Raw genomic sequence first — 11,033 nt, forward strand, 5'->3', positions numbered from 1 at the left:
CGGCGGCATTGGCGGGAAATGCGCGCTCTCGGCGCACGACCTGCAACTATAGTCTAACGGCCTGCCGCCTGGCCTATGCGACCTGCCAAAACTTGTCATGGAAAAGCGCCTTGGGATCGCCTATTTTGTAGGCAGAATAGCTCCTTAGCCCTCAACGGAAACCGGATCCAAAATGCAGCAGCCGCTCGTCGCCATCTCGACCGACGTCCGCCAGTTCGACAACTACACCTGGCATGCCGCCCCGCAGCAATATCTTGAAGCCGCGCTTGCCGGCGCCGGCGTGTTCCCGCTGCTGGTGCCGTCCTTCGGCGACCGGCTCGACTTCGACGAGCTGCTCTCGTCGGTCGACGGCGTCATGGTCACCGGCTCGAAGTCCAATGTGCATCCCTCGCTCTACGGTGGTGACGCCAGCGAGCGGAACGGTCCGTATGATCCGGCGCGCGATTCCACTACGCTGCCGCTGATCCGCAAGGCGATCGAGCGCGGCGTGCCGCTACTTGCCATCTGCCGCGGCATCCAGGAGCTGAATGTCGCGTTGGGCGGCACGCTGGGCACCGAGATCCAGGAGCGTGAGGGGTCGCTCGACCACCGCGCCGCGGTGAGCGACGATCAGAACGAGCGCTTTGCCATCCATCAGACGATTTCGATCAAGCCCGGCAGCTGCCTCGCCGGCGTGTTTGGCGCCGGCGAGATCAAGGTCAACTCGCTGCACCGCCAGGGGATCGATCGGCTGGGCTCGAGGCTGCAGGTCGAGGCCTTGGCCACCGACGGCACGATCGAAGCGGTTTCGGTGAAGGATGCCCGCGCGTTTGCGGTCGGCGTTCAGTGGCATCCCGAATATTGGGTCAAGTCGGACGACAACTCGGCCAGGATCTTCCGCGCTTTCGGCGACGCGGTGCGCCTGCATGCGGCGGCGAAAGCCGGGGTCCGCGCGGCGGCGGAGTAGGCCCGCCGAACCTCAATCGTGGCTCAGCGCCAGAAGCGGCGTGACCGGGGCGTAGGACTCGTAGCCGTCGCCATCGGCCACGCTGAAAGTGACGATCGGATCGATGCCGTTCGCGCTGAAGGCGACCGTGCCGTCAGCCTCTTCGCGCCAGAATTTCGCCCGCTCGATGCCGGGCAGCAGCTTGCGGCAGTTCGGGGCGACGGTCAGCAGCGACAGGCCGTCCGACATATTGGCGCCGCGCCGGACAGCGCAGGCCGCCTCGTCGCCATTGGCGGTCAGCCGGTAGCTGCTGGAGGAGGCTGTTTCACTGGCGATGCTTTCGCCGCTGCCGCCGTGAAAGGGCTGGACGCCACCGGCCACCGCGGCCGCCGCCATCAACGCAGGAATAAGCTTCACCCGATCTCTCCGTGCATTTGAGGCGCGCCGGCGCGCTTCAAACCTTGCCTTCATGTACAAGGCCCGAACCGCGCCGCGGCTTTTGCCTATGCATAACGAAGTATGCAGAATGATTTCAAAAGGGTTAATCGGGCGTTAACAAGTGTGGCGGGCCGGGTCAGCCGCGCGGCCTGACCTGCGCCGTCTCCGGCACCGGCGTCAGCGGCCGGCGCTCGCTGAACCAGGATACGAGATTGTCGACACAGAGATCGGCCATGGCGCGGCGCGTGTGGTGCGAGGCCGAGCCGACATGCGGCAGCAGTGAAGTGTTGGGCGCTACCAGCAACGCCTTGGGCACGTTCGGCTCGTCGGCAAAGACATCGAGGCCGGCGGCGGCGATCGTGCCGCTGGCGAGCGCTGCGGCAAGCGCCGTCTCGTCCACCGTGCTACCCCGGCCGATGTTGACGAAGACGCCGTTTGGGCCGAGCGCCGACAGGATCTCGGCGTTGATCGCCTTCTCCGTGGAAGCGCCGCCCGGTACCACGCAAATCAGCGTATCGACCGCGTCGGCAAGGCCCTTCAGCGTCGGATGGTACTGGTGGGAAAGACCTTCGACGCGGCGCCGGTTGTGATAGGCGACCGGCAATCCAAAGGCCTCCAGACGCCGGGCAATGGCCTGCCCAATACGGCCCATGCCGAAAATGCCGACACTTCGGCCGCGCAAGGTCAGCCGGCTCAGCGGGTAGCTGCCTTTCTTCACCCAGTTGCCGTCGCGCAGCCATTTCTCGGCGGCATACAGCTCGCGCACTGTGTTGATCAAAAGGCCGATCGTGGTGTCTGCGACCTCCTCGGTCAGCACGTCCGGCGTGTTTGTGACCATGATGTTTTTCGTCGCCGCATGGCCGGCATCGACAGAATCATAGCCGACGCCGAAAGAGGCGATGAGTTCGAGGTTGGGCAATGCATCCATCATCGCCGCATCGATGCCGGCGAAGGAAGCAATGGCGCGCACCGTACGGCGCATTTCGTCGGTGACCAGCGCCGCATCGGCGCGTTCGATCCTGACCCGTTTGAAGGTGCGGTCGATGCGCTCAACCGCGTGGTCGTTGAAATGCCCCGGCACCAGAACGGCGACGGTCTGCAACTGTTCAGCCTTCGTCATCCACGCTCCACCGGCTTGCCGGTCGACTGGCGCACATGCAGTTCCGGCTTGATCAGTTCCTGCGACGGCCGCACCGTCTGCCCATTGAGCTTGTCGAGCAGCGCGCTGGCGGCACGCCGGCCGACCTCGCGCTGGCCATTCCAGACCGTGGTCAATGCCGGTGTCGCGATTGCCGCCTCCTCCAGATCGTCATAGCCGGTGACCGAGATGTCGACGCCCGGCACCAGGCCGGCGCGCGCGATGCCGTTCATCAGCCCGATGGCGACGAGGTCATTCCAGCAGCAGGCCGCGGTCGGCTTGTCCTTCAGCGCCAAAAACTGTCCGGCGGCCTCGAACCCGGCCTGTTTGGTGCGCGGGCCGGCGATGCGCCAGGACGGCCTGACCTCAAGCCCCGCCGCCTCCATGGCGTTGAGATAACCCTGGTAGCGGTCGCGGCCGGTCGACGTCTGATCGGTGCCGCCGATCATGGCGATGCGCTTGTGGCCGAGCGAGATCAGGTGATTGGTGGCCAGCGCCGTGCCGTAGGCGTCGTCGCCGCGGAAGACCGGCACGTCGGCCCCGGCGACGCTGCGCGCGATCAGCACCGCCGGCAGGCCGTTGTCCTCGGCCATGACGATGTCCTCGGCTGGCGTGCCGATGGCCGGCGACATGATGACGCCGTCAGCGCCGAGCTGCAGCAGCGTGTCGATGAAGGTGCGCTGCTTTTCGAGCTGGTCGTAGTGGTTGGACAGGATGAAGGTCTGCCGGCTGCGGTCGAGTTCGCTCTCGATCGAGCGCAGGATCTCGGCGAAGAACGGGTTCATGATGTCGTGCACGACGACGCCGACAATGCCCGAGCGCGAGGTGCGCAGGCTGGCGGCGCGGCGATTGTAGATATACCCGATGGCGCGGGCATGTTCCTTGATGCGGTCGCGTGTGCTGCCCGCCACCAGCGGACTGTCGCGCAGCGCCAGCGACACCGTGGCCGTGGACACACCGAGCGCATCCGCGATCGTCGAAAGCTTGATCTTCTGTGCCAGCCCCTTCGCTCCCCGAACCGATTTAAACTGTTTAAAGGCGGCTCTTATGCCATCGATCCGGGGCAAATCAAAGTTTTTTTGCCAGGGCTTCGGCCTCTGCGTCCAGCGTGGCGCTGTTGCGCAGGCGAAGCCGGTGTTCGCGATGGATGATGTAAAGGCCGCTGGCGACGATGATGGCTGCGCCCAGCAGCGTCCAGCGGTCAGGGAACTGGTTGAAGATGACCCAGCCGGAGATGATCATCCACACCATCTGCGAATAGGGATAGGGGGCGAGCGCGGTGGTGGTCGCCAGGCGGTAGGCCTGCACCAGCAGCCAATGGCCGGTGGCGCCGAACACGCCGAGCATCAGGAGGATGAGCCAGTGCCAGCCGTCCTGCGGCAAGGCATGCGACAACGGCAGCGTGGGCAGGAGCAGCACCGCCGGCGCCAGCGCCGAAAACAGGATCAGACTTTCGGAAGTCTCGCTCGCCGACATGCGGCGGGTCATGATGACATAGAAGCTGTTCGACAGCATCGAGCCGAGCGCGAAGAGATGGCCGATGCCGAACACGCCGACGCCGGGCCGCGTGATGATCAGCACGCCGACGAAGCCGGTCAGGATCGCCAGCCAGCGCCGCCAGCCCGCCCATTCGCCAAGTAGCGGACCGGCAAGCGCGGTGATCACCATCGGCCCGAAGAAGTAGATCGATGTCGTCTCGGCCAGTTGCAAGGTTCGCAGCGCGAAGATGTTGCACATGGTCGAGCCGAACAGGAAGGCGCCGCGCAGGATGTGCGCGGGCAGGTTCCTGGCGCGAAAACGCGACGGCGCGCGCCAGCCGCGCAGGAAGACGCCGACAAGCAGCACATGAACGATGAAGCGAGCCCAGGCGACGATCAGCGCCGAGACGCCGGCCAGCACCAGATATTTGCTGCTGGTGTCGAGAAAGGTGAAGCAGACGTACACGCACAGCATCAAAAGCATCGCCGCTGGCGGCGTTGCGCTGTCGTCTTGATTTTTGGGAATGCTCAAAGTCGGGCCGGGGAAAGGTAGACGCCACCCTTTTGCGGCAATCGCCGCTGGCCGGCAAGCCAAAAGCGACTGGCCCAACAAGCGTCCCGGACAGGCTCAGTCGAGGCGCTGCCGTGGACCAGCGCTGCCGGCCTGAATCATGACTGCATGCGGGCGCCCTTGGTGATCTTGTCGACGAGCTTCTTCTCGGCACGGAGCGCGATGCCGACGACCCTGGCGTCTTCGGGCGCGAATTCGGCGAAGACGGCGCGGTTGGCGGCGTCGTGCCCGGTCGAGAACATCTCCTCGACATAGGCCGATGCCGTCACCCCGCGCTCCAGCGCCCGGCGATGAATCGCGTTCAGCGTCGGCCCGTCCGCCGACAGCACGATGACCGGCTGGATCGACAGCGGGTTGTAGATGTTGCCGGCACGGTCGCGGTAGGGCTCGCCGATGATCTCCGGAAACTGAGCGACGATGCCGCTGGTGAGAAACGCGGTGACATTGAGCTTCTGCCAGACGGCGAGATCGTCCCTGAGCACGATTGCAAATTTCGTATCGAACACCAAGATTCAAGTCTCCGGGAGGCGGCCTATGACAGGCCTGGTTGAAGCGATGGCGCACGATCTAGCCGCAGAGCCTGTGCAGGGTCTTGAACGTTCGTGCTCGGGCGAGGTCGCTCCCGGGGACCGTATCGTGTCGGCGCCGGGCGGCACTGGCATCGAACGCATCGAGGCGCGCTTCCACGGCAACGCCTTCGAACTGCACCGCCACGACACCTACGCCATTGGCGTGACGCTCGATGGCGTCCAGCGCTTCCACTATCGCGGCGCGCTGCGGCACAGCCTGCCCGGCCAGGTGATCGTGCTGCATCCCGACGAACTGCACGATGGCGGCGCCGGCACGGAGGAAGGACTGCGTTATCGCATCCTCTATCTGGAACCGTCGCTGCTCATTGACTGCCTGGATGGTGAGCCGCTGCCTTTCGTCGCGGACGCCGTGGTGAGCGACCCGGCGCTGCGCGGCACGCTGCTGTCGGCGCTGGCGCCGCTGCAGGAAGAGCTGGACGAGCTGTTCGTCGCCGATTTCATCGCGCAGCTGGCGCGGAATCTGGGCCGACATGCCGGACAGCCGGCGAAGCCGATGGGAATGACTGCATGGCGCGCAGCAGCGCTTGCGCGCGACTATCTCGAAGAGAATGCCGGGCGGCCGGTGCGGTCAGGTGAGCTGGAAGCCGTTACCGGCCTCGACCGCTACGCGCTCTCGCGCCATTTCCGCGCCACTTACGCCACCAGCCCGCACCGCTTCCTTGTAATGCGCCGGCTGCAGCGGGCACGACGGATGATCGAGGCTGGCGAGCCGCTGGCCGAAATCGCCGTTGCCGCCGGCTTCAGCGACCAGAGCCATTTCAACCGTCATTTCAAGAAGGCGTTCGGGCTTACGCCCGGGCGTTGGTCGATGCTGGTGCGAAGCGGGACACGCAGCGTCGTCGCTCCACACATCCACGTTGGCATTGTTCCGTAAGCGCGACGCGCAGCGTCGTCGCTCAACCCACCCACGTTGGCATTGTTCCGTAAGCGCGACGCGCAGCGTGATCGCTCAACCGCGAGACGCCCTGTGATAGCTCTCAGGCGCGACGCGCAGCGTCGTGGCCCTTTCCGCTAAGCCGCCGATGCTAGGGCGCTACTTGAAGGGCAACGCTGGCGCACTGCACCGCGACGACGCTTCGCGTCGCGCCTACGCGTCGCTGCGAGACGACGCTGACGCGTCGCTCGTTAATCATCGAGTTCGGCGTCGTCGTCGATGAGCACCAGATCTTCGTTGGAAAGGTTGGCCTCGACCCGGGCGAGCAGCTTGAACAGCGCCTTCTGGTCCTTCTTGTCGAGGCCCTTCAGCGCCTGCTTTTCGGTCTTCTTCACCGACTTCTCGATGGCGCGGATGGTCTCGCGGCCGGTATCGGTGAGGAAGATATGCGCCTGTCGGGCATCGGCGTTGGAGGCGCGCTTTTCGAGAAAACCTTGCGCCTGCAGCCGATTGATGGTCTTGGTGATGGTCGGCGGGCGCACGCCGAGACGGCCGGCGAGGTTGCCCGGCGTCTGGCCGTCCTCGCGGTCGAGCGCCAGCATGATCTGGTCCTGGCCGGCATAGAAACCATGCGCCAAAAGCCGGGCGGCGAGCGCCGTTCGCGCCAGTCGCGCCGCCGAATGCAGCCGGCTCATTGTCGCTGTCTTGTCCGCCTTGGCCATGGTCATCCCTCTTCGGCCGAACCGGTGGCGACAGCATAGAGGCTGCCTGCCGGTTGGCAATCGACGATCAAAAAGAATCCGGCTTGCAGAACAGCTTTGCCGGCAAGCATTGCGACGTCCGCCGTGGTGATGCCAGATGTTTATTTCAGTTAGATGACAAACGACTTTTCCCCTGGAGGAAGGCTTTCCGGCGGGCGCGTCGAGGCGTGCAAACCAGCCTCAGACGGACTTCACCGCGACGACCAGGAGCGCCTGGTAGGAGTCCGCCGCCTCGCGCAAGGCGGCCTGCGACAGCGGTCCCGAGCGTCTCGCGATGCCGTCCTGCGCGTTCGATGTGTCGCGCTTGCCGGCGCGCTCGGCATAGGGCGAAACGGTCGAAAAGATCTGGTCGCTGAGCGCGTCGGGGAAGAACAACTGGCCGGTCATCACCGAGCGATCGTCCGGGAAGACTTTGAAGTGGATATGGGTGGTGCGGCCGCGATACCAGCCGGGATAGATGGTGGCGAAGGACACGATGCCGCTTTCGTCCGTCTTCTGCCAGCCGCGCAGGAAGATCTGGCCCGACGTGTCGACATCCTCGCCATCGCCCTGGCCCGGATAGCCGGAATAGTGGCCTTGCGCGTCGCAATGCCAGATGTCGACGCGCCCCCCTGCAAGCGGGCGGCAGGCGGCATCGACCACCTGCAGCGTGACAGTCAGACCGACACCGCTCTTTCCCTCGGTGATGTCGGCGCGTTCGAGCTTCGGGTCGAAATAGAACGGCCCCTCGGTCGCCTCTGGCGTGATGGCGCAGACGCCGGCGCCGGCATCGAAAAGGGCAAGCCCGGCATAGGGCGAAACCTGCGCGGCAGGCGCGGTGGACGGCACAAAGCTGCCGCCGCCGGCGGTGACGGCAATCAGGCCGAGCGCCCGGCGCCGGGAGATTGGCAAGGAAGCTCGCTTGTCGGACATCTGGCGCCTTTCTGGCCTGCCTGGCTGGCCCATCGGTTTGCCGCGTGCAAAAGCGTGGCACACATCCTATATGGAGCCGACACTCCCCTTTTCGAAGCCCGGAATTCCGAGGCGAGAAGACTTTTGAGGCAAGACATGAGCCAAGCGCAGACGCAGATTCCCGTAACCGTGCTGACCGGCTATCTCGGCGCCGGCAAGACGACGCTGCTCAACCGCATCCTGTCGGAGAACCACGGCAAGCGCTATGCCGTCATCGTCAACGAGTTCGGCGAGATCGGCATCGACAACGACCTGATCGTGGAATCCGACGAGGAAATCTACGAGATGAACAATGGCTGCGTCTGCTGCACGGTACGCGGCGACCTGATCCGCGTCGTCGAAGGCCTGATGCGCCGTCCCGGCCGCTTCGACGCCATCGTCGTCGAGACTACCGGCTTGGCCGACCCCGTGCCAGTTGCGCAGACCTTCTTCATGGACGACGACGTGCGTTCCAAGACCAAGCTCGACGCGGTGGTGGCGCTGGTAGACGCCAAGCACCTGCCGCTCAGGTTGAAGGATTCCAAGGAGGCCGAGGACCAGATCGCCTTCGCCGACGTCGTCGTGCTCAACAAGACCGACCTCGTCACGCCGGACGAACTCGCCAAGGTCGAAGCGACGATCCGCGCCATCAACCCGGCGGCCCGGATCCATCGCACCCAGCGTGCCGGGGTGGCGCTGGCCGAGGTGCTCGATCGCGGCGCCTTCGACCTTGCCCGCGCGCTGGAGAACGACCCACATTTCCTCGAAGCGCACGACCACGATCACGACCACCACGATCACGACCATGATCACCATGACCACGATCACCATCACGACCACGCGCATGCTTCCGACATCCATGACGTGACGGTGCAGTCGGTGTCGCTGCGCGGCGGCGAGATGGACCCGAAGAAGTTCTTCCCGTGGATCGAGAAGATCACCCAGATGGAAGGTCCGAACATCCTGCGACTGAAGGGCATCATCGCGCTCAAGGGCGACGATGAGCGCTATGTCATCCAGGGGGTGCACATGATCATCGAGGGCGACCACCAACGCGCCTGGAAGGATGGCGAGAAGCATGAGAGCCGGCTGGTCTTCATCGGCCGCGAACTCGACGCCGAGCGGCTGCGCAAGAGCTTCGAGGCCTGCCAGGCGGCTTGAACGTTCGGGAGGAGGACAGGCTGCTTAGGGTCATCAAAGCACTGCCAAGCATTCTGTAGCGACAATTTCCAACCGTTGGCGCCGCCCCTCATCCGCCTGCCGGCACCTTCTCCCCGTATAGTGACGGGGAGAAGAAGGCTGGCCGCAATGTCGACGCCTATTCTGTAGCGCTGAAGATTGGCGAAATCATCCGCGACAACCCTCTTTCTCCCCGTCACTATACGGGGAGAAATGTCCGGCAGGACAATGAGGGGCGGCGCCATCGCTGGCGATTATCCCCCTCATGGTTGCCGGACGTACAAACGTCGAGTAAGCCGCCTTCTGCACTTTCACCAGACAAAGATAGCCATGCCCACAGTCGCCCCGCTTGATCTCGAAGGCCATTGCGTCGCCGCCGTCTTCCTCGGCGATGTGCCGCATTTCGCGCTCGCCGATGGCACAATCCACCGCTTCGACAACGGGCAAAAGACCGCGCAGGCCAATGATGGGCTGCTTGCCGCCTTCCATGACGCGGCCAACGATCGGCTGATCACCGGCGGCGAGGATGGCAAGGTCTTTTCGATCACCGCGGGCGGCAACGTCCAGGAACTGGCGAGCGCCGGCAAAAAATGGATCACCAGCGTCACCGCCGGGCCGCAGGGCGCGATCGCCTATGCATCCGGCAAGACCGCCTTCGTGCGCTTCGCCGACGGCAAGACCAAGGAGTTCGCCCATCCGCGCTCGGTCGAGGGGCTGGCCTTCTCGCCCAAGGGCATGCGTTTCGGTGTCGCCCGCTACAATGGCGCGACGCTGCATTTCCCCGCCGCCGAGGGCAAGCCGGTCGAGCTCGAATGGGCCGGCGCCCATACCGGCATCGCCTTCTCGCCGGACGGCGCCTTCCTCGTCACCACGATGCAGGAGAACGCGCTGCATGGCTGGAAGCTCGCCGATGGCAAGCACATGCGCATGAGCGGCTATCCGGCAAAGGTCAAAAGCCTGTCATGGGCGCCCAAGGGCAAATGGCTGGCGAGCTCGGGCGCGCCGGCGGCGATCGTCTGGCCGTTTACCGGCAAGGACGGCCCGATGGGCAAGGCGCCGCTGGAGCTCGGCACGCGCGGCAACGCCATGGTCACCACGGTCGCCTGCCATCCGAGCCAGGATGTGGTGGCGATCGGCTATGACGACGGCATGGTGATGGCGGTGCGCTTCGCCGACGCCAAGGAAGTGCTGCTGCGCCGCCCCGGCAAGGGCGCCATCACCGCGATGATGTGGGACGGGGAAGAGCGCCGTATCGTCTTCGGCAGCGCCGCCGGCGACTGCGGCGTCATCGACATCACGGCGTAGGCTCGACTATTCTGCCCCGCAGGATACTTTGCCTTTGACTTCAACCGGCTTGCCGTCCTGGTCCGTATCCGCCGCGGCGTCGTAGATGGCGAGCGTATAGCGCCCGTCATAGACGCCCTCGTCGCTGGTCTTGGTCAGGATCGTCAGTTCGACCGAGTTGATACGTTCAGCGACTTCGTGCTCGTGATAGATGTTCAGCCGCAATTCCTCGCCGTCGAGCCAGTATTGCGTCAGGTTCGAATCCTCGAAGACGGTCTTGCGCAGGCTGTCGCCGGCAGGTCTGCCGAGAATTTCGAGATCACCGCGAAAATTGAACGTCGGCCCTCCCATGCCCCTGGTGACGCCGGCTTCGACCTGGAATATCGCCGCAGCATCCTCGGCGGAGCACCAGATGCCGCCGCTCGCAAGAGCCCCGCCAGCCGACAGAAGCAATGTCGCAGTGCAAATCATCGCACGCATTTTTTCTCCCCCAAAACCACAAGCCAGGCCCGTATTGATGCCGGGCTTTGCCTCGAGGTCAAGCGCCAGCCGGCTGCCGCTGAACCAATGCAGGGCAAGCCGGCGGCCAATTGCGGTTTGAGACGGCGATTGTCTACAGTGCGCGCGAGAGGGACTTCATGCATTCAACCAGCCATTCAAAGACGTCGATCGGCGGCATCAGCCGCGAGCGCATTGCCGTGCTGCGCGAGACGGAGGCGGAGGTTTTCCGCAAGGCGCGGCCGAAATCGCTGGCCAAGGCCGGCAATGGCCTGCCCGGCTTTTTCGGCGGCGTGCCGATGCACTGGATGAACGATTGGCCGACGCCGTTCCCGATCCTGGTCGACAGCGCCAAGAGCGCCACCAT

Annotated in this window: 12 protein-coding genes and 1 pseudogene; 5 read left to right on the forward strand and 8 right to left on the reverse strand. The window is 64.7% G+C overall.

What is annotated here, in order from left to right; translation table 11 throughout:
- Positions 1–172: 172 nt before the first annotated feature.
- On the forward strand, positions 173–946 hold the full coding sequence (locus EOA33_RS11915; RefSeq protein WP_126056993.1) for a gamma-glutamyl-gamma-aminobutyrate hydrolase family protein: 774 nt from the start codon (positions 173–175) through the stop codon (positions 944–946).
- A gap of 12 nt (positions 947–958) precedes the next feature.
- Here EOA33_RS11915 and EOA33_RS11920 read toward each other — a convergent pair whose 3' ends face one another.
- The 5 genes from EOA33_RS11920 to EOA33_RS11940 form a co-directional block, all read right to left on the reverse strand.
- A complete protein-coding gene (locus EOA33_RS11920; protein WP_189375087.1) occupies positions 959–1,342 on the reverse strand; it encodes a hypothetical protein in 384 nt (127 codons plus the stop codon).
- A gap of 157 nt (positions 1,343–1,499) precedes the next feature.
- The gene (locus EOA33_RS11925; protein ID WP_127405706.1) at positions 1,500–2,483 is read right to left on the reverse strand and encodes a 2-hydroxyacid dehydrogenase; all 984 of its coding nucleotides are present in this window, start codon (positions 2,481–2,483) and stop codon (positions 1,500–1,502) included.
- A complete protein-coding gene (locus EOA33_RS11930) occupies positions 2,480–3,502 on the reverse strand; it encodes a LacI family DNA-binding transcriptional regulator (protein ID WP_127405709.1) in 1,023 nt (340 codons plus the stop codon). The genes EOA33_RS11925 and EOA33_RS11930 overlap by 4 nt, the downstream gene beginning before the upstream one ends.
- 67 nt (positions 3,503–3,569) lie before the next feature.
- The gene (locus tag EOA33_RS11935) at positions 3,570–4,454 is read right to left on the reverse strand and encodes a DMT family transporter (RefSeq protein WP_189375086.1); all 885 of its coding nucleotides are present in this window, start codon (positions 4,452–4,454) and stop codon (positions 3,570–3,572) included.
- A gap of 194 nt (positions 4,455–4,648) precedes the next feature.
- Complete coding sequence (locus EOA33_RS11940) at positions 4,649–5,056, reverse strand: DUF2000 family protein (RefSeq protein ID WP_127405708.1); 408 nt, start codon at positions 5,054–5,056, stop codon at positions 4,649–4,651.
- A 49-nt stretch (positions 5,057–5,105) separates the two neighbouring features.
- Between EOA33_RS11940 and EOA33_RS11945 the strand changes: the two genes are divergently transcribed.
- Positions 5,106–6,014 carry an AraC family transcriptional regulator gene (locus tag EOA33_RS11945; protein ID WP_126059265.1) on the forward strand — a complete coding sequence of 303 codons (909 nt, stop codon included), beginning with the start codon at positions 5,106–5,108 and terminating at the stop codon, positions 6,012–6,014.
- Positions 6,015–6,265: 251 nt separating this feature from the next.
- On the opposite strand, the gene EOA33_RS11950 is transcribed toward EOA33_RS11945, so the two are convergent.
- Together EOA33_RS11950 and EOA33_RS11955 are read right to left on the reverse strand one after the other, a co-directional pair.
- Positions 6,266–6,736 (reverse strand): MarR family winged helix-turn-helix transcriptional regulator, encoded by a 471-nt coding sequence (locus EOA33_RS11950; RefSeq protein ID WP_126056989.1) that lies wholly within the window; start codon positions 6,734–6,736, stop codon positions 6,266–6,268.
- A 219-nt stretch (positions 6,737–6,955) separates the two neighbouring features.
- Positions 6,956–7,687, reverse strand: coding sequence for an intradiol ring-cleavage dioxygenase (locus EOA33_RS11955; protein ID WP_126056988.1), 732 nt, complete (start codon positions 7,685–7,687; stop codon positions 6,956–6,958).
- 135 nt (positions 7,688–7,822) lie between these two features.
- Here EOA33_RS11955 and EOA33_RS11960 point away from each other — a divergent pair, with 135 nt between their 5' ends.
- Both EOA33_RS11960 and EOA33_RS11970 read left to right on the forward strand, forming a co-directional pair.
- A complete protein-coding gene (locus tag EOA33_RS11960; RefSeq protein WP_126056987.1) occupies positions 7,823–8,866 on the forward strand; it encodes a GTP-binding protein in 1,044 nt (347 codons plus the stop codon).
- Between the two features lie 348 nt (positions 8,867–9,214).
- Positions 9,215–10,189: a WD40 repeat domain-containing protein gene (locus EOA33_RS11970; RefSeq protein WP_126056986.1), complete on the forward strand. Its 975-nt coding sequence runs from the start codon at positions 9,215–9,217 to the stop codon at positions 10,187–10,189.
- Between the two features lie 6 nt (positions 10,190–10,195).
- On the opposite strand, the gene EOA33_RS11975 is transcribed toward EOA33_RS11970, so the two are convergent.
- A complete protein-coding gene (locus EOA33_RS11975) occupies positions 10,196–10,648 on the reverse strand; it encodes a hypothetical protein (RefSeq protein WP_126056985.1) in 453 nt (150 codons plus the stop codon).
- 158 nt (positions 10,649–10,806) lie between these two features.
- Between EOA33_RS11975 and EOA33_RS11980 the strand changes: the two are divergent.
- A pseudogene (locus EOA33_RS11980) lies at positions 10,807–11,033 on the forward strand (aspartate aminotransferase family protein); the annotation flags it as partial.

The organism is Mesorhizobium sp. M4A.F.Ca.ET.050.02.1.1 (assembly GCF_003997725.1).
Taxonomy (GTDB): Bacteria; Pseudomonadota; Alphaproteobacteria; order Rhizobiales; family Rhizobiaceae; genus Mesorhizobium.

Bases quoted from the DNA above. Each gene is read 5' to 3' on its own strand.
- EOA33_RS11915 (WP_126056993.1), top strand. From the start codon at position 173: ATGCAGCAGCCGCTCGTCGCCATCTCGACCGACGTCCGCCAGTTCGAC.
- EOA33_RS11925 (WP_127405706.1), bottom strand. From the start codon at position 2,483: ATGACGAAGGCTGAACAGTTGCAGACCGTCGCCGTTCTGGTGCCGGGG.
- EOA33_RS11935 (WP_189375086.1), bottom strand. From the start codon at position 4,454: ATGCTGTGCGTGTACGTCTGCTTCACCTTTCTCGACACCAGCAGCAAA.
- EOA33_RS11945 (WP_126059265.1), top strand. From the start codon at position 5,106: ATGGCGCACGATCTAGCCGCAGAGCCTGTGCAGGGTCTTGAACGTTCG.
- EOA33_RS11950 (WP_126056989.1), bottom strand. From the start codon at position 6,736: ATGGCCAAGGCGGACAAGACAGCGACAATGAGCCGGCTGCATTCGGCG.
- EOA33_RS11955 (WP_126056988.1), bottom strand. From the start codon at position 7,687: ATGTCCGACAAGCGAGCTTCCTTGCCAATCTCCCGGCGCCGGGCGCTC.
- EOA33_RS11960 (WP_126056987.1), top strand. From the start codon at position 7,823: ATGAGCCAAGCGCAGACGCAGATTCCCGTAACCGTGCTGACCGGCTAT.
- EOA33_RS11970 (WP_126056986.1), top strand. From the start codon at position 9,215: ATGCCCACAGTCGCCCCGCTTGATCTCGAAGGCCATTGCGTCGCCGCC.
- EOA33_RS11975 (WP_126056985.1), bottom strand. From the start codon at position 10,648: ATGCGTGCGATGATTTGCACTGCGACATTGCTTCTGTCGGCTGGCGGG.